General features: G+C 68.4%; 24 protein-coding genes. 13 read left to right on the forward strand and 11 right to left on the reverse strand.

Features of this window, described 5'->3' with window-relative positions; genetic code table 11:
* Window positions 1–22 precede the first annotated feature (22 nt).
* From ABIB38_RS19520 to ABIB38_RS19570, 11 genes are read right to left on the reverse strand one after another with little or no spacing between them, the layout of a single operon-like run.
* Window positions 23–472, reverse strand: coding sequence for a flagellar basal body-associated FliL family protein (locus ABIB38_RS19520; RefSeq protein WP_429206367.1), 450 nt, complete (start codon window positions 470–472; stop codon window positions 23–25).
* Between the two features lie 7 nt (window positions 473–479).
* On the reverse strand, window positions 480–1,856 hold the full coding sequence (locus ABIB38_RS19525; RefSeq protein WP_429206368.1) for a flagellar hook-length control protein FliK: 1,377 nt from the start codon (window positions 1,854–1,856) through the stop codon (window positions 480–482).
* A gap of 11 nt (window positions 1,857–1,867) precedes the next feature.
* Window positions 1,868–2,182 (reverse strand): hypothetical protein, encoded by a 315-nt coding sequence (locus tag ABIB38_RS19530; RefSeq protein WP_429206369.1) that lies wholly within the window; start codon window positions 2,180–2,182, stop codon window positions 1,868–1,870.
* Window positions 2,175–2,564, reverse strand: coding sequence for a flagellar export chaperone FliS (gene fliS, locus ABIB38_RS19535; RefSeq protein WP_429206370.1), 390 nt, complete (start codon window positions 2,562–2,564; stop codon window positions 2,175–2,177). The genes ABIB38_RS19530 and fliS overlap by 8 nt, the downstream gene beginning before the upstream one ends.
* A 16-nt stretch (window positions 2,565–2,580) precedes the next feature.
* Window positions 2,581–3,978, reverse strand: coding sequence for a flagellar filament capping protein FliD (gene fliD, locus ABIB38_RS19540; RefSeq protein WP_429206371.1), 1,398 nt, complete (start codon window positions 3,976–3,978; stop codon window positions 2,581–2,583).
* Window positions 3,979–4,010: 32 nt separating this feature from the next.
* Window positions 4,011–4,472 carry a flagellar export protein FliJ gene (locus tag ABIB38_RS19545; RefSeq protein ID WP_429206372.1) on the reverse strand — a complete coding sequence of 154 codons (462 nt, stop codon included), beginning with the start codon at window positions 4,470–4,472 and terminating at the stop codon, window positions 4,011–4,013.
* Window positions 4,469–5,785, reverse strand: coding sequence for a flagellar protein export ATPase FliI (fliI, locus tag ABIB38_RS19550; protein WP_429206373.1), 1,317 nt, complete (start codon window positions 5,783–5,785; stop codon window positions 4,469–4,471). The genes ABIB38_RS19545 and fliI overlap by 4 nt, the downstream gene beginning before the upstream one ends.
* Window positions 5,782–6,456 carry a flagellar assembly protein FliH gene (fliH, locus tag ABIB38_RS19555; protein WP_429206374.1) on the reverse strand — a complete coding sequence of 225 codons (675 nt, stop codon included), beginning with the start codon at window positions 6,454–6,456 and terminating at the stop codon, window positions 5,782–5,784. The genes fliI and fliH overlap by 4 nt, the downstream gene beginning before the upstream one ends.
* On the reverse strand, window positions 6,453–7,478 hold the full coding sequence (locus ABIB38_RS19560) for a FliG C-terminal domain-containing protein (RefSeq protein ID WP_429206375.1): 1,026 nt from the start codon (window positions 7,476–7,478) through the stop codon (window positions 6,453–6,455). Before ABIB38_RS19560 ends, fliH begins: the two co-directional genes overlap by 4 nt.
* On the reverse strand, window positions 7,462–9,162 hold the full coding sequence (gene fliF / locus ABIB38_RS19565) for a flagellar basal-body MS-ring/collar protein FliF (protein WP_429206376.1): 1,701 nt from the start codon (window positions 9,160–9,162) through the stop codon (window positions 7,462–7,464). The genes ABIB38_RS19560 and fliF overlap by 17 nt, the downstream gene beginning before the upstream one ends.
* A 19-nt stretch (window positions 9,163–9,181) precedes the next feature.
* Window positions 9,182–9,523: a flagellar hook-basal body complex protein FliE gene (locus ABIB38_RS19570; protein WP_429206377.1), complete on the reverse strand. Its 342-nt coding sequence runs from the start codon at window positions 9,521–9,523 to the stop codon at window positions 9,182–9,184.
* Between the two features lie 331 nt (window positions 9,524–9,854).
* On the opposite strand from ABIB38_RS19570, the gene ABIB38_RS19575 reads away from it, so the two are divergent.
* The 13 genes from ABIB38_RS19575 to ABIB38_RS19635 are packed head-to-tail and all read left to right on the forward strand — an operon-like array spanning window position 9,855 to window position 21,130.
* Window positions 9,855–10,790 (forward strand): FliM/FliN family flagellar motor switch protein, encoded by a 936-nt coding sequence (locus ABIB38_RS19575; protein WP_429206378.1) that lies wholly within the window; start codon window positions 9,855–9,857, stop codon window positions 10,788–10,790.
* Window positions 10,791–10,795: 5 nt separating this feature from the next.
* On the forward strand, window positions 10,796–11,146 hold the full coding sequence (locus ABIB38_RS19580) for a FliM/FliN family flagellar motor switch protein (protein ID WP_429206379.1): 351 nt from the start codon (window positions 10,796–10,798) through the stop codon (window positions 11,144–11,146).
* On the forward strand, window positions 11,143–11,919 hold the full coding sequence (fliP, locus tag ABIB38_RS19585) for a flagellar type III secretion system pore protein FliP (protein ID WP_429206380.1): 777 nt from the start codon (window positions 11,143–11,145) through the stop codon (window positions 11,917–11,919). The genes ABIB38_RS19580 and fliP overlap by 4 nt, the downstream gene beginning before the upstream one ends.
* Window positions 11,920–11,950: 31 nt before the next feature.
* Window positions 11,951–12,220: a flagellar biosynthesis protein FliQ gene (fliQ, locus tag ABIB38_RS19590; protein ID WP_429206381.1), complete on the forward strand. Its 270-nt coding sequence runs from the start codon at window positions 11,951–11,953 to the stop codon at window positions 12,218–12,220.
* Complete coding sequence (gene fliR / locus ABIB38_RS19595; protein ID WP_429206382.1) at window positions 12,221–13,012, forward strand: flagellar biosynthetic protein FliR; 792 nt, start codon at window positions 12,221–12,223, stop codon at window positions 13,010–13,012.
* A complete protein-coding gene (gene flhB / locus ABIB38_RS19600) occupies window positions 13,002–14,141 on the forward strand; it encodes a flagellar type III secretion system protein FlhB (RefSeq protein ID WP_429206383.1) in 1,140 nt (379 codons plus the stop codon). The genes fliR and flhB overlap by 11 nt, the downstream gene beginning before the upstream one ends.
* Entirely contained in the window at window positions 14,138–16,240 is a 2,103-nt protein-coding gene (locus ABIB38_RS19605) for a flagellar biosynthesis protein FlhA (RefSeq protein ID WP_429206384.1), read from the forward strand. The genes flhB and ABIB38_RS19605 overlap by 4 nt, the downstream gene beginning before the upstream one ends.
* 30 nt (window positions 16,241–16,270) lie before the next feature.
* Window positions 16,271–17,404 (forward strand): DegT/DnrJ/EryC1/StrS family aminotransferase, encoded by a 1,134-nt coding sequence (locus tag ABIB38_RS19610; RefSeq protein WP_429206385.1) that lies wholly within the window; start codon window positions 16,271–16,273, stop codon window positions 17,402–17,404.
* Complete coding sequence (locus ABIB38_RS19615) at window positions 17,401–18,447, forward strand: ketoacyl-ACP synthase III (protein WP_429206386.1); 1,047 nt, start codon at window positions 17,401–17,403, stop codon at window positions 18,445–18,447. The genes ABIB38_RS19610 and ABIB38_RS19615 overlap by 4 nt, the downstream gene beginning before the upstream one ends.
* A 4-nt stretch (window positions 18,448–18,451) precedes the next feature.
* A complete protein-coding gene (locus ABIB38_RS19620) occupies window positions 18,452–18,682 on the forward strand; it encodes an acyl carrier protein (protein ID WP_429206387.1) in 231 nt (76 codons plus the stop codon).
* Window positions 18,683–18,684: 2 nt separating this feature from the next.
* Window positions 18,685–19,731, forward strand: a complete 1,047-nt coding sequence (locus ABIB38_RS19625; RefSeq protein ID WP_429206388.1) for a ketoacyl-ACP synthase III — start codon at window positions 18,685–18,687, stop codon at window positions 19,729–19,731.
* The gene (locus tag ABIB38_RS19630; protein WP_429206389.1) at window positions 19,728–20,489 is read left to right on the forward strand and encodes an SDR family NAD(P)-dependent oxidoreductase; all 762 of its coding nucleotides are present in this window, start codon (window positions 19,728–19,730) and stop codon (window positions 20,487–20,489) included. Before ABIB38_RS19625 ends, ABIB38_RS19630 begins: the two co-directional genes overlap by 4 nt.
* Complete coding sequence (locus tag ABIB38_RS19635) at window positions 20,480–21,130, forward strand: NeuD/PglB/VioB family sugar acetyltransferase (RefSeq protein ID WP_429206390.1); 651 nt, start codon at window positions 20,480–20,482, stop codon at window positions 21,128–21,130. Before ABIB38_RS19630 ends, ABIB38_RS19635 begins: the two co-directional genes overlap by 10 nt.
* Window position 21,131: the final 1 nt, after the last annotated feature.

A 21,131-nucleotide genomic window follows, 5' to 3' on the forward strand; every position in this document is an offset into this window, starting at 1 on the left:
CGTGGTCACCCAAAATGGTGCATCACTCGATGATCAGCTTGCCGACCATGACTTCGGAAAACGGCTTGATGTGGTTTTCCTTTTCATAGTTGGCGTTGAAAACCTTGTTCAGCTCGGCCGCATACTGGTCCACCGTCATGCTTGATGCTTCTGCCATGGTGCGCGCCGACAGCGCCGAGACGGCGATCGAGCGCAGCAGCGGCAGCTGGTCCTTGGCTTCCTTTTCTTCGGCCGGGGTGGTGGCCAGCACCAGGTCGACCGACAGGTAGTGCGCGGCCTGCTCGTTCGGCGCGCGGCGCAGCATGACGATCACCTTGTCCAGCGTGACGTACTTGGTCGGCTTCTTTTCCGGGGCCGGCTTGGCCATGGCGCCCGCGGCGGGCGCCGGGGTCATGTACCACATGGCGCCGCCCGCGGCGGCGGCGGCGGCCACGGCGACCCCGGCAAAGGCGATGATCAGTTTTGCTTTCATGGTCTTCTTAGTCGCGGTTATTCATCGAAAACAAGGAACCGGCATCGCCGGCGTCGTTCAGGGCGAGGCCCGGCGCGCGCTGGCGCTGTTCTTCCTCGCTCTGCTGGCGGCCGCGGCCCTGGGCATCGGCGCCGGGCTGGCCGGACGGCTGGTTGCCGGCCTGGGCGGTCGATTGCGCGCGCGGGATCTCGCTGACGCTGACCGAGACGTTGCTGTACTGGCGGCCGGCCAGGTCGTTGCGCAGGCTGTCGCTGACCGTGTTCAGCTGGCGCAGCACTTCGCCGTTGGAGGCGGCGATGGACACTTCCAGGTTGCCGCCGCTGTGACGTACCGAGATGTCGATCCGGCCCAGCATCGGCGGCTCGAGGCGGATCGTGGCCTGCTGCGCGCCGCGGCCGAGCTGCAGCTGGAGACGCTCGCCCAGCGCTTCCTGCAGGGTCTGGCGCCAGGCGGTCGGCGGGCCGGCGAGGACGACGCTGTCGGCGCCGCGCGCCGCGGCCGGCTGGGCGCCGGCGCCGGCGATGCCGGCGCTGGTGGCGCTGGTGGCCGTGGGCGCGGTGTCGGCGCCGTCGGCCGGCGCGGCGTCACGGGCGGCGGCCGACGGCGCGGCCGGCGCGGCCGTGGCCGGGGTAGGGGTGGCCGGCAGCGACTGCGCCACGGCGGCGTCGCCGCGTGGTGCGGCGGGAGGAGCAGCCTGCAGTGCCGGGAGCGGGAGCGGGACCGGGCCGTCGACCGCGCTGCGGGCCTGCGGCGCCGCGGCATCGGGCGCCAGCGGCGCAGCCGCCATCGCGGCGGCGGCCGGCGCAGCCGCTATCGCCGCAGCCGCCGGCGCGACAGTCGCCTCCGGCGTCGCGGCGGCGGCCGGGGCGGCCAGCGTGGCTGGAGCAGTTGGAGCGGTTGGAGCGGTTGGAACGGCTGGAGCGACAGGTGCGGCAGGCGCGGCGCCGTCATTGGCGGCGCTGAATCTGGCGCCCGGTTTGGCGCCTGGCATGGCCAGCATCATGGCCGGCAATGCGGCCGGGACAACCTGCGGCGTCATCGCGGCCAGCGCGGCGTCGAGCGGCAAGGCGGCGTCGGCGTCGTCCGGCTGTGCGGCGGCTGGATCGCGCGGCGAGGCGTCAGGCGCGGCGGCGTCGGCCGTGGCGGCGTCGGGCGGCAGCGTCGCGGCGGGTGGCAGCGTCGCGTCGGCCAGCGACGGCGCGCCATCGACGGTGATCCATTGCTGGAACGGCATCACCTGGGCCGACAGCTGGGAAGGCAACGCGCCCGGCAGCGCGCCCTCGCCGGGCATCGCGGCCGGGGCCGATCCGAGCGGCGCGCCGTTCGCGGCGACCTTGCCGGCGCTGGCGCCGACGGCGTTCATGGCATTCATCGCGCTGTTCATGGAGAAATTCATTATTGGGTGCTACCTGCTTCGAGTTCGCCCGCGAGGGCATAGGCTATCCAGCCTTCCTTGTTGTCGCGCATCTCGCCCAGCTGCGCTTGCAGCTGCGTGGTGGCGGCGGCGGCCGCGCTGGCGGCGCCATCGTGGGCCGCGCGCAGGCCGGCCAGGGCGGCGCGTTCGCGCTCGTTCCAGGCGCCGCGCTCGGCCAGCGTTTGCACCTGCGGCCCCAGCTCGCGCACGGCCAGCTCCAGCAGGCTCCAGTCGGCGCGCGTAGCGGCATCGTTCAGGCGCCCGGCCAGGCCGTCGATGGCGGCGGTCCTATCCATTGCGTTCCTGTACACCTTTCCAGCCCTGGCGGATGGTGGTCAGCACCCCGATCACATCATCGACCATGGTGGGGTCGAGCTTGATCCCGGCGCCGTGCAGGCGGGCGGCGCAGAATTCATAGATATTGGCCAGGTTGGCCACGGTCTCGCCGCCGCCGTCGAAGTCGAGCGAGCTCGACAGACCATTGATGATCTCGATGCATTTGTCGATGCTGATCGCCTTGGCTTCGTAACGGCGCGCGACGATATGGGCGCGGGCGCGCGCCAGCTCGTCGAGCAGGCCGTCGGTCAGCAGCAGGACCAGCTCCACCGGCGAGGCGCGCGAGGTCTGCGCGTCCAGGTTGACGGCGTGGTAGCTGCCGTAGGCTTCCTGATAGGACATGATGTCTGGCTTTCGTTTAGTCTTTGCTGTTGCCGAACAGGGCGTCGAACAGCGACACGTTATGGTTCATGACGCCCTGCATGGCTTGCAGTTGCGTGAACTGGCGCAGGTAGCGGTCGTAGGCCGACTTGTGCTGCATGTCGAGCGTGGCCTGGCGATCGGTCATCCGGGCTTGCTTGATGCCGTTCTGGTCGCGGCGCAGCTTGATCTGCCCGTCGACGCCGTTGCTCCAGGTCTTCACGTACTTGTCGAGCTCACCGGCGATGCCGGTCGGGGCGCTGATCGAGGCCGAACCGATCACGGCATCCAGGCCGTTCGGATTGCGCGCCAGCTGGGCCAGAAGGCGATCGGTGTTCACTTCGAGGGTGCCGCTGCGGGTGGCGATGATGCCGTAGGTGGCCAGCGATTCGCCGGTGCCCGGACGCAGCAGGGCCGCCAGTCGATCGCTCAGCGCGCGCACGCCGCTGTCGCGGGCAAAGGCGCCGTCGTCGGCCGCGGTGGCAGGGTCGTTGCCGGCGGTTAACTTGGTCAGGGTACCCTTGAGCTTGTTGAAGGCATCGACGAAAGCCTGGACATTGGCGATGGTGCCCTTGTCGTCCGGCGCCACGGTCAAGCTGACCGCCGCGTCGCCGCTGGCCTGGGCCTTGGTGAAGGTCATCTTGACGCCATCGATGGCGGTGAAGATGTTGCTGGCCTGGATAATCGGGGTCCCGCCTTCGGCGCCGACATGGATTTCGGCATCGGACGCCGCGACCACCGTGCGCAGGTTGGCGGCGTCGAACTTGTCGGCGAGCGTGCCGGCGGTGAGCGTGCCTTGCAGGTTGGAGGCATCGACCGTGATCTTCGAAGCCAGGCCGGTGTCCTTGGCCGTGAGCACCAGCTCCGAGGTGCCGTTGCCGGTATTGACCACCGAGGCCATCACCTTGCCGGCGTTGCCCTGGGCGCTGTTGATCGCGGTCGCCAGTTCGCGTGGGGTCAGATCGCGGGGTGTGGCGCCCAGGTCGACCTCGAAGGACGTCCCGCTGGCGCCGCCCATTTCAATGGTCAGCTTGCCGCTGACATTGGTGGCGTTGCCCAAGCCGGCATACGACACCTGGCTGGCGGCGGCCAGTTGCTTGACGAAGAAGGAATAGGTGCCGGCCGCGGCGGTGGCGGTGGCGGTGGCGCTGCCGATGGTGGTGTCGCCGAAGGTTGCCGACTGCGCATACACAGTCTTGTTCAGGCCGGTAAGCGCGGCCAGGCTGGTCTGGAACGAGGTCAGCGCCGAACCCAGGTCGGACAGGCCTTTTTCGGCGGCATTGGCGGCCGCCTTCTGCGCGTTCAGGATGGACTGGCGCGACGCGATGTACTTGTCGGCCAGATCGTTCGCGGTCGGAATCGGATCGTAGGATGGTGCCGTGATTGCAGTTGCCATGAATTGCTCCTTGGTTTATTCGTATGGGTCGTTCATGCTGCGGCCAGGCCGCCCGTTTTTCCAGCCATCCACGATTGCGTGGCGACGTCGTCTTCGCGCTTTCTGGTGGCGCGCTCTTGTTCGATTGCCAGCGCATCCTGCTCGCGCACCAGCACCTTGCCCAGCAGCTCGCGCCGCACCCAGGCGTCCTTCAGGCGGCCCTGCGCCACCGCCATGTTCGCTTCGTGCAGCGACAGGTCGACGCGATGGCTGTCGGCCAGCGCCAGCACGCCCTGCTTGTAGGCGCCGCAGTTCAGCGCCAGCGCCGGGTTGAGCGCCAGCCTGGCGCCGGACGCGCCGCTGCCTTCGGCCAGCCGCGCCAGGCGCTCCAGGTTGACCTGGTAGCGCGCCCGGGTCGCTTCCTGGCTGGCCAGATCGGCCTGCAGGCGGTCGACCTGGGTCGAGCGCAGCTGCACCAGGGTGTCCAGGCTCCGGATCGTCTGTTCGCGCTTCATGCCATCATCTCCTTCAGGGCGGCGACGCAGCCATCCATCGGCGCTTCCTCGCGCGTGCCCTGGCACAGGAAGGCTTCGATCCGCGGCTGCAGCTGCACCGCGCGGTCGGTTTCCGGATCGGCGCCCGGCACATAGGCCCCGAGCGGAATCAGGTCGCGCACGCGCGCATGGCGCGCCATCGCGGCTTTCAGCTTGCGCGCGGCCAGCGTGTGCTCCTGCGACACCACCTGGGCCATGCAGCGCGAGATCGACTGGGCGACGTCGATCGCCGGATAGTGGCCGCGCTCGGCCAGTTCGCGGGTCAGCACGATGTGACCGTCGAGGATCGCGCGCGCCGAGTCCACCACCGGATCCTGCTGGTCGTCGCCCTCGGCCAGCACCGTATAGATGGCGCTCATGCTGCCTTGCGGGTGTTCGCCATTGCCGGCCGATTCGACCAGCTGTGGCATGTTCGAAAACACCGAGGGCGGATAGCCGCGCGTGGCCGGCGGCTCGCCGAGCGACAGCGCCACTTCGCGCAGCGCCATCGCATAGCGGGTCAGCGAATCGCACAGCAGCAATACGTTCAGGCCACGGTCGCGGAAGTGGGCGGCGACCGCGTGGCACATCTCGGTCGCCATCACGCGCATCAGCGGACTTTCGTCGGCCGGCGCCACCACCAGTACGGCGCGTTTCAGGCCTTCGGGGCCGAGCGAGCGCTCGACGAATTCGCGCACCTCGCGGTTACGCTCGCCGATCAGGCCGACCACGATCACGTCGGCCACGGTCTGGCGCGTGATCAGGCCCAGCAGCACCGACTTGCCGACCCCGGAGCCGGCCATCAGGCCGACGCGCTGCCCTTTGCCGATGGTGAGCATGGCGTTGATGGCGCGCACGCCGACGTCGAGCGGCTCCTCGACCGGCGCCTTCTTCAGCGGATTGACGCGCGGCGGGGCGGTCGACAGCGGCTGGTCGCCGCCAAGGCGGCCCAGGCCGTCGATCGGCTCGCCCAGGCCGTTGACCATGCGGCCAAGCCAGGAAGGGCCGATCATCAGTTCGCTCTTGTCGGGCGTGGGCAGCACCCGCGCGCCGGTGGACAAGCCGGTCGCCTTCTTGAACGGCATCAGGTACGAAACCTTGTCGCGAAAGCCCACCACCTGGGCGTCGAGCCACTCGCCGTCGACGGTCTCGATGCGGCAGCGCTGGCCGGTGTGCAGGCGGCAGCCGACGGACTCCAGCAGGAGTCCCTGGGCGCCCACCAGGCGCCCGGTCGGCGTCGCCACCGGCACCGCGCCGATGTCGACCGCGCGCAGACTGTCGGCCAGGGCCATCATGCCGTCGGCTCTTCCATCATGAGCTGCTCATGGACCTGCTCCATCACCGCCGCCAGGCGGCCCTGGCAGCCAGCGTCGACCTCGTTGTCGCCCGAGCGCACGCGGCACTCGCCGGGTTCCAGGGCCGGGTCGGGCAGCAGGGTCCAGGTGCGCGCGCGCTTGGGATCGAGTTCCTGCACCCGGCGCAGTTCTTCGGGGTTGAGGAAAACCTCGACCTCGTCGCGCGAAGGCGGCATCACGGACAGCGCTTCTTCCACCAGGGCCAGCAGCTGCACCGGCTGCAGCGCCAGTTCGGCGCGGATCACCTGGCGTGCGATCTTGCCGACCAGTTCGACGACTTCGTTGCGCTGGGCCGCGCGCAGGTCGGCCTTCAGCTGGGTCAGGCCCTGGAGCATGGCCTCGACCGGGCGCGCCAGCTCGTCGAAGCGCGCCAGCGCGACGGCGCGGCCTTCTTCCATCCCGCGCTCGCGGCCTTCGGCCTCGCCGCGCGGATAGCCTTCGGCGCGGCCCTGGTCGAGGCCGGCCTCATAGCCCTCGCGCTGGCCCTGGCGGTAGCCGTCGGCCAGGGCGCCCTGCCATTCTTCCTGCGAGCCCACGCCGCTGGAGCCAGCCGGGCGCGCGGCGCCGAACTGGTGCAGCGGCGGGAAGTGATAGGACCTGAACTGCTTCATTCCGCGGTCGCCTCGGCAAACAGCTGGATGTCGATTTCGCCGGCGTCGGCCAGTTGCTTGACGGTGGCCATGATTTCGCGGCGGGTCTGCTCGATGCGCGACATCGGGACCGGGCCCGAACGGCGCATCAGGTCTTCGAAGCTCTGGGCCTGGCGGCGTGGCATCGCGGCCAGGATGGCGTCGCGCAGCGGCGCCTCGGCGCCCTTGAGCGCGATCGCCCACTGTTCCAGCGGCACGTCGTCGAGCAGGCGGGTGATGACCTGTTCGGTCTGGCGCGACAGGATGAAGAAGTCGTACATCGACATCTCGATCTGCGACACCACTTCCGGATCGTGGGCGCGCAGCAGTTCGACCATGCCGGCGCGGTTGTCCTGCAGGCGGTTGAGGATGTCGGCGACCTGGCGCACGCCTTCCACGCTGGCGCTTTGCGTATCCAGCGCGGCCAGGCAGCGGTGGACCAGCTCTTCGAGTTCGTGCAGCACGTCGCGGTCGATCTCGTCGAGGCGCGCCATGTTCAGCAATACCAGCTCACGGCCCTCGACCGGCAGCGCCTCCAGGATCTGGGAAGCCAGCGCCGGCGGCAGGAAGGCCAGGAACACGGCCTGCATCTGCACGTGCTCGCTCGAGACGAATTCGGCCAGCCAGCGCGGCGACGCGTATTGCAGGCGCGCCATCTTCGGGCGGATCGCATCGCCATAGATCGTGTTGAGCACGCTGTTGGCGATGTCGCTGCCCAGCGCCAGGTCGAGCGAGCGCTTGAGGTAGCTGCGCGAGGCGCCGTGCAGGCCGCTCTGCTGGCGGTAGTCGTCGAAGAAGGACTGGAGCGCCGACTTGACGGCATCGACCTTGATGCCGCTCATGCGCGACATGACCTGGGTCAGTTCCATCAATTCGTCCCGTTCCAGGCAGCGCAGCACGGCCGCAGCCTGCTCCTCGCCGATCGACAGCAGCACGATCGCGGCCTGTTCGACCGGGCTCAGGACGACGGCGTCGTCGTCCTCGTAATTATTCTGGTCGGCCATGTTTTTTCTGTACCCATTGTTTGACGACTTCGGCAACGCGCTCAGGCTCCTTGCCGGCCAGGATCTTCAGGTGATCGACCATGACGTCCACCGCGGAACCGCTCGGCGGCAGGTCGTAGTTCTCGAGCAGCGGGACCACGGCGCCGGGGCTGGCGGCCGTGGCGGCGTCCGGCGCGCCGAGGGCGGCCACGCCGGCCGGCAGCGCGCCGGCAGGCGTAGCAGCGGCGCCGGGGGCGCCCGGCAGGGCCGCGGTGGCCGGCGCCAGCGGCGGCTGCTGCGGCGCCAGGCGCGTGGTGACAGCGCGCAGCAGCGGGCGCGCCAGCAGGAAGTAAGCCAGGATCGCGCCCAGCGCCCACAGGGCGTAGCTGGTCATGTCGACCACGTTGTCGCGCTCCTGCCACCATTCCTGGGCGACCGGCGCGGCCGGGAAGCTCAGGCTCGACACGGCCAGCACGTCGCCGCGCGCGGCGTCGATGCCCAGGCCGCCGGCCAGGATGGTCTTGATGTTGGCCAGCTCGGCCGCGGTCCAGGCCTGACCATTGGCGGCGCTGGCATTGTTCAGCACCACCGCCACCGACAGCTTCTTGAGGCGGCCGCGTTCGCGCTTGATCTGGGTGATCGCGCGGTCGTAGGCGTACTGGCGGGTGGTGGCGTTCTTGCGCGCGCTGCCGTCATCGTCGTTCGCGCCCGGCGCCTCGGTGTCGAGCGCATCGGGGTTGGCCGGCGCCGGCGCGCGGTTCGACAGGGTGCCGGGCACGCCCACCGTCATGCGGTTCTTTTCCATCTCCTCGCGCATCGCTTCGCTGGTGACCTTCGGCGCTTCGCCGTATTTTTCCTGGGTCTCCTGGATGCGGTCGTTGTCGACCGCGGCGGTGACGCTGAGCTTGTAGTTGTTCACGCCCAGGATCGGCGCCAGCAGGTCGTTGACATTGGCGCGCACCTCGTCGGTGTAGCGCTTCGAGGCTGCATCGCCCTGCGTCGCGCCCTCGAAGCCATCCTCCAGGTCGACCCGCGAGGACAGCAGGTTGCCGGCCTGGTCGACCAGCGACACGCGCTGCGGCTGAAGGCCTGGCACGCTGCCCGAGACCAGGTTGACGATCGCCGCCACCTGTTCGTTCGACAGCGCGCGGCCGGGCTTCACCGAGACCATCACCGAGGCCGAGTTGCCATCGGTATTGGCGGTCACGAAGGAGCTGGTCTTGGCGATCGCCAGGTGAACCCGGGCCGAAGCGATGGCGTCCATGGTCAGGATGCTTTGCGCCAGCTCGCCTTCCAGGCCGCGCCGGAAGCGCACGTCCTGCACGAACTGCGACACGCCCAGCGGATCGTTGCGGTCCATCAGTTCCAGGCCGGCCGGCAGCTGGGCGGTCACGCCCTTGGCGGCCAGCAGCATGCGCACCTTGCCCAGCGCCGACGCCGGCACCATCACCTGGCCGCTCTCGGGATGGATGCGATAAGGAATCTGCTCGGCTTCGAGCACGGTCATCATGTCGGCGGCGACGACTTTTTCGCGCGCGCCGAACACCGGCTTGTAGCTGGACTGGTCCTGCCACAGGTACATCATGACGGCGGCGGTGAGCGCCACGGCCAGGCCGAGCATCAGCGGCAGGTTGTTGCGCAGCAGCGGCGGCAGCGAGGGCAGGGCCAGCTTGCCGCCGAAGGCGGACTTGAGAGAGGAAATCACGGGAAGTTTCGCTGAATGGTTAGACCGGGAGCTTGATCAGCTCGTCGACGGCCGTCATGACCTTATTGCGTACTTGCATCAGCATCGAGAACGACAGGCTGGCTTGCTGGCTGGCCAGCATGGCGCCGACCAGGTCGTCGCTCTTGCCGGATTCGACGGCGGCCACGCGCGCGCCCGCCGCCTGGTCCTGGGCATCGACGTTGGCGATGGCCTGCTTCATCGCCTGGGTGAAGGAAAAGGCGTTTCCGGCATCGGCGCCGGGGGCGTCGAAGGGGTTAGCGGGCGCGATCGCCAGGCGGTTCGCGTCGTTGGTCAGTTGTGCCAGGTCGGCCCGGATCAAGCCGGCAAGTTCAGTTGCCATCGTGGTTCCCATGTAAAAGCGTTGTTGTTTGCGAGCGACAAAAATGTGCGATTTTTCGGCTTTTGCCAGCCCGGTGAGTCTTTTAATTCTTAAACATCGGTCAACGAACGAACGTTTGTTTTTACTGTTTGTTTCGTGTTCTGGAACCCATTCTCTCCTCTGAGAAGCCGGGAAGCGGGGCCGGTTGTTGCGATGCGACAGTACGATATTACCGTACGGCAAGTTGGAAATCAAAGAAGAATGTCAAAGCTTCTGCGGAAGACTTCCCTGTATAATTGTTGCCGTGGAGAATGAAAAGCTGCTATCGAAACGTAACACTTAGTCAACAAACATGTCGATAAATCAACCAGATCGTGCACGCGATTTCCAGGTGCTCGACCCCTGCCTGCTGGGGCGGCCGGTGCATCTGTTGCCGGCCTTCGCGGCGCGCCTGGCCGAGGCGCTCGCCGCTGCGATGGTTTCTCCGGGAGGACGCCGCTATTGGGGCGCCTTCCGTCTCGAGAGCCTCGCCTTCGAGCGCGCCCCCGATGACCGCGCGCTGCGCTGGCTGGGCTTGAACGGTCCGTATGGCGTGTCCGCCGTCGCTTTCGAACGCAGCCTGCTGCTGGACCTGCTCGAAGGCCGCTATGCGCGCCGCACGCAGGGCGCGCCGCAGGGGGCGACTGCCGCGCCACAGCGCGACCCCGGTCTCGAGCGTGTGACCGCCACCGAGGAGCGCCTGGCCGCGACCCTGGCCCAGCAGGTGGCGCGGCTGCTCGACGAGCAAGTGGCGCACGGGCTGGCCGCGGCCGGCGCCGCCGCGCCTGCGGCCGCGCCGCAGCCGGCCAGGGCCGGCGCCTCGATCGTGCCGGCCGGCGCGCCAAGCAAGGCCGGCTGGGTGATCCGCGCCGTGCTGCGCGCCCAGTACGGCCGGCGCGACACCGACGACCCCGGCCTGGCGGCGCCGGAAGGCCGCCTGTGGATCGGTCTCGACCACGCCCTGATGGCCCACGTGCTGCAGGGCCTGATGGCCGACCGCAACGGCATGCGCGGCGCGCCGCGCATGGCGCGCGAGACGCTGGCGTCGCACCTCCAGGTCAAGCTCGAAGGCCGCCTGGTGAGCAAGGAAGTGACCCTCGCCACACTGTTCGGCCTGAAGGTCGGCGACGTGATCCCGGTCTCGGTCGGCCGCGCCGACGTCCTGCTCGACGATTCCCGCCTGTTCACGGCCGCGGTGGCCGAGCACAAGGGCAAGCTGTGTTTAACCTCATTTGAAGACGCCGAATAATGGACATGAACCTCAACGAGCAACTGGCTGGCGACGTGATCATCGATGATCTGGACGCCGCCGACGGCGCGGCCCCCACGGCCGGCCGCGATGCCGGACGCCGGCTGCCGCAGATGATGCGGCGCATCCCGGTGACCCTGACCCTCGAGGTCGGCTCTGTCCGCGTCTCGCTGCAGGAACTGATGGAGATCCAGCCGTCGTCGGTGCTGCCGCTCGATTCGCTGGCCGGCGAGCCGCTGGTGATCAAGGTCAACGGCACCCCGATCGGGCGCGCCGAGGTGGTGGTCGCGGGCGAGCAGTACGGCCTGAAGGTGATCGACCTGGACGGCCTGAACCTGGACATGCTCGCGCCATGACGGGTGTCACCCGCAGTGCGCCGATGGGCGCGCTGCTGTTCGGCGCGCTGCTGGGCGGCCTGCTGTTGTCGTCCCCGGCGCTGGCCCAGAACCAGGACCTGCTGGCCGGCGTCATCCCGGGCGCCGATGCGACCAGCTCCGGCATGACCGTCAAGTCGCAGATCCTGGTCATCATGACCCTGCTCGGGCTGCTGCCCGTGATGATCATGATGACGACCTGCTTCACCCGCTTCGTGATCGTGCTGTCGCTGCTGCGCCAGGCTCTCGGCCTGCAGCAGGGACTGCCCACCCGGATCATCACCGGCATCGCCCTGATCCTGACCATCCTGGTGATGCGTCCGGTCGGCGAGCAGGTGTGGAAAGAGGCGTTCCTGCCCTACGACCAGGACAAGATCGGCCTGGAACAGGCGCTGCGGATCGCCGAAGTGCCCCTGTCGCGCTTCATGCTGGCCCAGACCAGCAAGACCTCGCTGGCGCAGGTCGCGCGCCTGGCGGGCGAACCGGCATATGCGCAGCCGCAGCAGCACAGCTTCCCGGTCAAGCTGGCCGCCTTCGTGCTGTCCGAACTGAAGACCGCGTTCCAGATCGGAGCCATGCTGTTCATTCCGTTCCTGATCATCGACCTGGTGGTGGCCTCGGTGCTGATGGCGATGGGCATGATGATGCTGTCGCCGCTGGTGATCTCGCTGCCGTTCAAGCTGCTGCTGTTCGTGCTGGTCGACGGCTGGACGCTGACGGTGAGCACGCTGGTGGGCAGCATCCACGGCTACTAGCCGGCCATTCCTACACGAGAGAGCGACGAACATGAGTCCCGATATCGCCGTCGACCTGGTGGTCGAGGCCCTGCAGATCGTGATGCTGCTGGTGATGGTGCTGGTCATCCCGGGCCTGATCATGGGCCTGGTGGTGGCGCTGTTCCAGGCCGCGACCCAGATCAACGAACAGACCCTGAGTTTCCTGCCGCGCCTCCTGGTGACCCTGCTGGCGGTGATCCTTGCCGGCCACTGGATGACGACCCGGCTGATGGATTACTGCGTCTCGGTGTTCCAGCGCGCGGCGACCCTGGTGGGTTGAATGGGCGTCGAGCTGTACGGATACCTGTTGCCGCTGATCGGCGCCCTGTGGTGGCCGTTCTGCCGCATCATGGCGATGATGGTCACCGCGCCGGTGATGGGCGACGGCGCCATCCCGATGCCGGTGCGCGTGCTGCTGGCGATCGTGCTGTCGTTCCTGATGCTGCCCCTGACCACGCGCGCCGGCATGGCCGCTCCCGATCCGTTTTCGCTCTCCGGCGTGGTCGCCATGTTCGAGCAGGCCGTGATCGGCGGCGTGCTGGGCCTGGCCCTGCAGTTCGCGATGGCGGCCGTCACCATGCTGGGCTTCCTGGCCTCGAGCCAGATCGGGTTTTCGATGGCGCAGATGAACGATCCGATCAACGGCCAGGTGTCGGACGTGATCTCGGGCCTGATGTCGCTGGTGGCGATGCTGGTGTTCTTCGCCATCGACGGCCACCTGGTGCTGGTGGCGGTGCTGGGCCAGAGCTTCCATGCCTGGCCGGTCGGCGCCGGCTTCCAACCCATGCTGCTGGAGGCGGTCGCGCTCAACGTCGGCTGGGTGTTCGCGGCCGCCGTGCTGCTGGCGCTGCCGATCGTGTTCTCGACCATCGTGGTGCAGATGGGCTTCGGTTTCCTGAACCGGGTCGCGCCCAGCCTGAACCTGTTCTCGCTGGGTTTCGCGCTGGTGACGATCTTTGGCCTGTTGATGTTGATCCAGCTGGTGCGCTTCATCCCCGAGCACTACGTGGCGATGACCAACCAGGTGCTGGAGATGCTGACCGAACAGATGAGGATGGCCCGTGGCGGATAACAACAGCAGCGGCGACAAGACCGAAAAACCCTCGGCGCAAAAGCTCAAGAAAGCGCGCCAGGAGGGCCAGGTGGTGCGCTCGCGCGACCTGGCGACCGCGGTCGGCATTTTGATCAGCCTGAAGCTGTTCGCGCTGATGGCGCCCGGCTACCTGGAAGACCTGCGCCACCTGTTCCGGCTGGTGTTCGTGCCCATGGGCGCGGCCGGCAACATGGAAAACGCGCTGTCGACCGTGTTCGGCGCCAGCATGATGCTGCTGGTGCAGATGGTGCTGCCGCTGCTGGCGATTCCGCTGGCGATCATCGTGGCCGGCGCGGTGCCGGGCGGCCTCATCGCCAGCGGCAAGAACCTGCAGCCCAAGTTCAGCCGCTTCAGCCCCATCACCAACCTGGGCAACCTGTTCTCGCAAAAGCACTGGGTGGGCTTTTTCACCTCGGCCGGCAAGGCCGTCATGCTGGGCGTGGTGCTGTGGATGGTCTCGCGCGCCGGCATGAAGGCCTACGTCGAGCTGCAGCGCATGCCGCTGACGGAAGCCGTCGTCGCCGGCAGCAGCCTGGCCTTCGACGCCCTGATGGCGATGGTCGCGGTGTTCGTGGTGTTCGCGCTGATCGACGTGCCGGTGCAGCACTGGCTGTTCATGCGCAACCAGCGCATGAGCAAGCAGGATATGAAGGAAGAACACAAGAGCAACGAGGGCCGGCCCGAGGTCAAGCAGCGCATCCGCCAGTTGCAGCAGCAGCTGGCCCGGCGCAGCGTGCGCAGCACGGTGCCGACCGCCGACGTCGTGATCGTCAACCCGGAACACTACGCGGTGGCGCTCAAGTACGACACCGAGCGCGCCGAGGCGCCGTTCGTCGTGGCCAAGGGCGTGGACGAGATGGCGCTGTACATCCGCCGGGTGGCGCGAGAAAACAACGTCGAGACCCTGACCCTGCCGCCGCTGGCGCGCGCCATCTACAACACCAGCCAGGTGCAGCAGCAGATCCCGGCCCAGCTGTACCAGGCTGTGTCGCAGGTGCTGAACTACGTGCTGCAACTGAATGCGTTCCGCACGGGCCGGCGCCAGGCGCCCCCGCGGTTCCCCAACGAGATGGAAGTCCCATCTCATCTGAGCGAGAAACAAGCATGAACTTTACGACTACCTTCAACGCGTTCGTCGGCGAGCTGCGACGGCACAAGTTCGCCGCGCCGGTATTCCTGATCGCGCTGCTGGCCATGATCATGCTGCCGCTGCCGCCGATCCTGCTCGACGTGCTGTTCACCTTCAACATCATGCTGTCGCTGATCGTGATCCTGGTCGCGGTGACTGCCAAGCGTCCGCTCGACTTCTCGGTGTTCCCGACCGTGATCCTGGGCGCCACGTTGATGCGCCTGGCGCTCAGCGTCGCTTCCACGCGCGTCGTGCTGCTGCACGGCCACGAGGGCACGCATGCCGCCGGCCAGGTGATCGAAGCCTTCGGCAACGTGGTCATCGGCGGCAACTTCGTGGTCGGCCTGGTGATTTTCGTGATCCTGATGATCGTCAACTTCATCGTCGTCACCAAGGGCGCGGAACGGATTTCGGAAGTCTCGGCGCGCTTCACGCTCGATGCCCTGCCGGGCAAGCAGATGGCGATCGACGCCGACCTGAACGCGGGCCTGATCAACCAGGAACAGGCGACCACGCGGCGCAAGGACGTCGCGGCCGAAGCCGACTTCTATGGCGCCATGGATGGCGCCTCGAAGTTCGTGCGCGGCGATGCGATCGCCTCGATCCTGATCCTGATCATCAACCTGGTGGGCGGCGTCGCCATCGGCGCCCTGATGTACGACCTCGCCCTGGGCGACGCTTTCCGCGTGTATGCGCTGTTGACCATCGGTGACGGCCTGGTGGCCCAGATCCCGGCCCTGATGCTGTCGGCGGCCGCCGCGATCCTGGTGACCCGCATCGGCGAATCGGGCGATCTCGAACAGCAGGTCGGCAACCAGGTGCTGGCCCAGCCGGGCGTACTGTATTCGGCGGCCGGCGTCATGCTGCTGCTGGCGATCGTGCCGGGCATGCCGTGGATGTTCTTCACGGTGGCCGCGGGCGTGCTGGCCTACGCCGGCTGGAAGGTCGGCGCGCGGGTCAAGGCGCCCGACATCGACGGCGTGGCGAAAATCGAGGCCGCGCTGCGCGACGAGCGCGCGCCCGACCTCGACTGGCAGGCCTTGCCGGTGGTGCAGCAGGTGGCGGTGGCGGTCGGCTACAAGCTGGTCGGCATGGTCGACCGCGCCCAGGGCGAGCCGCTGGTCAAGCGCGTCAAGGGCGTGCGCCAGAGCCTGTCGGAACAGATGGGGATGCTGCTGCCGGCGATCGCGGTGCGCGACGACCTGGCGCTGCGCCCGACCCAGTATTCGATCAGCCTGTCCGGCACCGTGGTGGCCGAGGCCGAGGTGATGCCCGAGCACCTGCTGGCGATCCCGTCGCCGAGCGTGTACGGCGAGCTCGATGGCATCCCCGGCATCGAACCGGCCTACGGCATGGCCATCACCTGGATCGAACCAGGCCAGAAGGCGCACGCGCTGGGCCTGGGCTACCAGGTGGTCGAAGTGCCGAGCGCGATCGCGACCCACGTCTCGAAGGTGGTGCGCGAATACCTGCACGAGCTGTTCCGCCACGAAGACGTGCCGGCGATCCTGGAACGCCTCACCGCCTTGTCGCCCAAGCTGGCCGCGGCGCTGGAAAAGTCGCTGACGCACACCCAGCTGCTGCGCGTGTTCCGCGTGCTGCTGGCCGAGGGCGTGTCGCTGAAGGACATCGTGGTGATCGCCACCACCTTGCTCGACAGCTCGGAGACGACCAAGGATCCGATCCTGCTGGCGGCCGAGGTGCGCTGCGCGCTGCGGCGCCAGATCGTCTCGACCCTGTTCGGCAAGAAGAAGGAGATGCCGGCCTTTAACCTGTCGGCCGAACTGGAAAACATGCTGCTCGGTTCCCTGAACCAGGCGCGCCAGAACGGCGGCGGCAAGGTCGTGCTGGACAATTACCCGATCGATCCGCAACTGCTGTCGCAATTACAGATTAATATGCCGGTGGCGCGCGAGCAGATGAAGCAGCAGCATACGCCGCCGCTGCTGCTGGTGCTGCCGCAGGTGCGTCCGCTGCTGGCGCGCTATGCGCGCCTGTTCGCGCCGGGCCTGCACGTGCTGTCGTATAACGAGATTCCCGAGAACCGCGACGTGTCGATCGTGGGAACGGTCGGGTAAAGGAAGAGGGGAGAGGAGATGGCGGAGGATATGAGCCAGCGCAAGCCGATCTATGTGACCCAGCCGGACATGCCGCCGCTGGAGCAGTTCCATGCCTATCTCGCGCAGATATGGGACAACAAGATGCTGACCAACGGCGGTCCCTTCCACCAGCAGCTGGAGGAAGAGCTGTGCCGCCACCTCGGCGTCGAGCACATCTGCCTGTTCACCAATGGCACCCTGGCGCTGCTCACCGCGCTGCAGGCGCTGCGCGTCACGGGGGAGGTGATTACCACCCCGTACTCGTTCGTGGCGACTTCGCACTCGCTGCTGTGGAACGGCATCAAGCCGGTGTTCGTCGACGTCGACCCCGACACGCTCAACCTCGACCCGCGCCGGATCGAGGCCGCGATCACGCCCCAGACCACCGCCATCATGCCGGTGCACTGCTACGGCCAGCCGTGCGACACGCGCGCCATCGGGGCCATCGCCGACAACTACAACCTGAAGGTGATCTACGACGCGGCCCATGCCTTCGGCGTGCGCCACGAGGGCTCGAGCGTACTGAACCAGGGTGACCTGTCGGTGCTGAGCTTTCATGCGACCAAGGTGTTCAACACCTTCGAGGGCGGCGCCATCGTGTGCGGCGATGCGCGCACCAAGCAGCGCATCGACCGCCTCAAGAACTTCGGCATCGTCGACGAGACCACGGTGGTGGCGCCCGGCATCAACGGCAAGATGAGCGAGATTAACGCCGCCTTCGGCCTGCTGCAGCTCAAGGGCGTGGATGCCGCGATCGCGGCGCGCGGCCGGCTGGCGCGCGCCTATACCGAGGCGCTGGCCGGGGTGCCCGGCATCCGCTGCGTGCAGCCATGGACCGAGCCCGACGCCAACGCGCGCGATGCGACTAATTTCTCGTACTTTCCGATCCTGGTCGGCCCCGACTATCCGCTCAGCCGCGACGCCCTGCATGCACGCCTGAAGGAGCACGACATCGTCGCGCGGCGCTACTTCTATCCCTTGATCTCGAGCTTCCCGATGTACCGCGACCTGCCGTCGGCGGCCCCTGACCGCTTGCCGGTCGCGGCGCGCGCCGCCGAGCAGGTGCTGTGCCTGCCGATCTTCCCGGCGCTGGCCGACAGCGACCAGCGCCGCGTCATCGACCTGATACGGGAGACCGCATGAAACAGCACGCCACCCTGGCCGTCATCGCCGACCTGGCCGGACACCTGCCCGCCACCGTGCTCGACAACGAGGAACTGGGCCGCCTGTATCCCGGCTGGGGCGCCGACAAGATCTTCGAGAAGACCGGCATCCGCAGCCGCCGCATCGCCGCGCCGAACGAGACGGCGGGCGACCTGGCCTTCCACGCCGCCGAGGCGCTGTTCGCGCGCGGCAAGGTCAAGCGTGAACAGGTCGACTTCGTGATCCTGTGCACCCAGGCGCCCGACCATGTGCTGCCGACCACCGCCTGCATCCTGCAGCACCGGCTCGGCCTGGCCACCGGCAGCGGCGCGCTCGACGTCAACCTGGGCTGCTCGGGATTCGTGTATTGCCTGTCGCTGGCCCGCGGGCTGGTCGAGAGCGGCGCGGCGCGCTGCGTGCTGGTGCTGACCGCCGACACCTATTCGAAATACATTCACCCGCTCGACAAGAGCGTGCGCACGCTGTTCGGCGACGGCGCCGCGGCGACCGCCGTGGTGGCGCGCGAGGCCGCGCCGGAGGAACAGCCCGCGATCGGCCCCTTCGTGTTCGGCACCGATGGCCGCGGCGCCGACAAGCTGATCGTCGAGGCCGGGGGCTTTCGCACCCCGCGCAGCCAGGACACGGCGCGCGAAACCAGCGACGACTCGGGCAATGTCCGTTCGCGCGAGCACCTGTACATGGCGGGCGCCGATATCATGGCGTTCTCGCTGCGCGAAGTGCCGCGCGCGGCTACCGCGCTGCTGGACAAGGCGCAGGTCGCGCGCGAGGCGGTCGACTACTTCGTGCTGCACCAGGCCAACCGCTTCATGCTCGAATCGCTGCGCAAGAAGATGGGCGTGGACCCGGAGCGCTTCCCGATCCACGTCGAGGACTGCGGCAATACGGTGTCGTCGACGATTCCGCTGGCGCTCGACGCGATGCGCGCGCAGGGCTGCCTTGCGACCCCCAAAACATTGATGCTACTCGGCTTCGGCGTGGGATTTTCCTGGGCCGGCTGCCTGTTAACCCTGGAACTGGACTAAAAACATGAGCAAATTCTACGAAGGCATGGCCGAGATCTTCGAGGTCGACCCAGCGCGCATCAACCCGGAATTCGAATTGAACAGTGCCGAGGCGCAGTGGGATTCGCTGGCGCTGGTCTCGACCATCGCCCTGGTCGACGACTGCTACAACGTCATGCTCGACGGCAGCGCGCTGGCCGCCTGCACCACGATCGCCGACATCGAGGCGCTGATCGCCCAGGCCGCGAAAGGCTGACCATGAACGCCGGACGTGAAGCGAAGGTCGCCGGCGCGCGCATCGCGGGCCTGGTGTCCTGCCTGCCGCGCGAACGGGTGGGCAACGCCGGCTTCGCCGAGCGCTTCGGCCAGGCCGCGGTCGACGAGGTGGTCAAGATGATCGGCGTGCAGTCGCGCCGCCGCGTCGCGCCCGGCGCCACCACGCGCGACCTGTGCCGCGTCGCCGGCGCCCGTCTGCTCGAGGGCCTCGGCTGGAGCCTCGACTCGGTCGACGCCGTGATCTTCGTGTCGCAGACCCCTGATTGGCGCCTGCCGGCCACCGCCTGCGCGCTGCAGGCCGACCTCGGGCTGCCGCCCGGCTGCATCGCCTTCGACGTCAACCTCGGCTGCTCCGGCTATCCGTACGGCCTGTGGCTGGCCCAGGGCATGGTCGCGGGCGGCGCCGCGCGGCGCGTGCTGCTGGCGGTGGGCGACACCGTCAGCCGCATCGTCGATCCGCAGGACCGCGCCACCGCCATGCTGTTCGGCGACGCCGGCACGGTGACCGCGATCGAGGCCGATCCGGACAGCCTGGCGCATTTCATCCTCGGCAGCGATGGCCGCGGCGCGGCCAACCTGATCGTGCCCCAGGGCGCATTCCGCGAGCACGTGGCGGGCGTCGATGCGCGCCTGGACGGGCGCGACCCGGCCGCCCTGTACATGGATGGCGGCGAGATCTTCAATTTCACGCTGCGCTCGGTGCCGCCGCTGGTGGCCCGCACCTTCGAACACGCGGGCATCGGGATGGAAGGGCACGACGCCTTCCTGTTCCACCAGGCCAATCTGTTCATGCTCAAGCACCTGGCGAAGAAGGCGAAGCTGGCGCCGGAAAAGGTGCCCTTCAATATCGACCGCTACGGCAATACCAGCTCGGCCTCGATCCCGCTCCTGATGACGACCGACCTGGCCGAGGCCCTGCGCAGCGGACCGCGGCGGCTGGCCATGTTCGGCTTCGGGGTCGGCTATTCCTGGGCTTCCGCCTCACTGGACGTGGGCCCGCTTGCGGTCTGCGAGACCATCGACACATGACGACTATTCCTGATACCGGCCTGGCCGGCACCTATCTCGTGACCGGCGCTTCGTCGGGCATCGGCCGCGCCACGGCCGAACTGCTGGCGCGCCGCGGGGCGCGCGTGATCGCGGCCGGACGCGACGCGGCCCGCCTGGATGCCACTGTCGCCGGCCTGGCAGGCAGCGGCCACGTGGCCGCCAGCGCCGCGCTGCAGGACGCCGACGGCGCCGCCGACTGGGTCAAGTTGCTGGTCGCGGACCACGGCCCCTTGCAGGGCGTGTTCCACGGCGCCGGCATCGAGGCGATCCGGCCGGTGCGCCTGCTGCGCCAGCAGCAGGTGGACGAGGTGATGGGGGGCTCGCTGTTCGCGGCGCTCGGCATCGCGCGCGCGCTGGCCGCACGCGGCGCCATGCCCGACGGCGCCTCGCTGGTGTTCATGTCCTCGGTCGCCGGCGCCGCCGGCCAGGCCGGCATGGCCGCCTATTCGGCGGCCAAGGCCGGCATCGAGGGCATGGTGCGCTCGCTGGCCTGCGAGTTCGCGCCGCGCAGGATCCGGGTCAATGCCATCGCCGCCGGCGCGGTGCGCACGCCGATGCATGAGCGCCTGGCGCGCGCCGGCACCGAGGCCTCGATGCAGGCCTACGAAGGCCAGCACCTGCTGGGCTTCGGCGAGCCGGGCGACGTGGCCGAGGCCGCCGCCTTCCTGCTGGGGCCGGGCAGCCGCTGGATCACCGGCACCGCCATGGTGGTCGATGGAGGCTACCTGTGTCGCTGAATCACGCATCCACGACAGCGCGCACGATCCTGGTGGGGGCGGGCGCCTTCGCCCGCGAACTCATCGACTGGTCGCTCGACGGCGCGCTGGAAGACGGCCGCGCCTTCACCGGCTTCCTCGACAGCAGCCCGGCCGCGCTGGACGGCTTCGGTTACGCGCTGGACTATCTCGGCGCGATCGACGACTTCGTCCCGCGCGAAGGCGACCGCCTGGTGATGGCGATCGGCGATCCGGCGGCCAAGGCGCGGCTGGCAAGCCTGCTCAAGGCGCGCGGCGCCCGGTTCGCGCGCCTGGTGCACCCGAGCGCCACCGTGGCGCGCAGCGCCGTGCTGGGCGAGGGCGTGGTGATCTGCCCGCAGGCGGTGGTGTCGAGCCATGCCCGGGTCGGCGACTTAGTCGCTGTCAATGCGCTCAGCGGCGTCGGCCACGACGTGGTGCTGGGCGCGTATTCGACCTTGAGCTGCCACGTTGACCTGACCGGCGCCGTGCAGGTGGGCGAGGGCTGTTTCTTCGGCAGCGGCGCGCGCGTGCTGCCCAAGGTCGCGATCGGCGCCGGGGCGCGCATCGGCGCCGGCGCCACCGTGATGCGCGACGTGCCCGAGCGCGCCGTGATGTACGTGATGCCCGCAAAGAAGCTCTGAC

Source organism: Massilia sp. UYP11 (assembly GCF_050434805.1).
Lineage (GTDB): Bacteria > Pseudomonadota > Gammaproteobacteria > Burkholderiales > Burkholderiaceae_D > Telluria.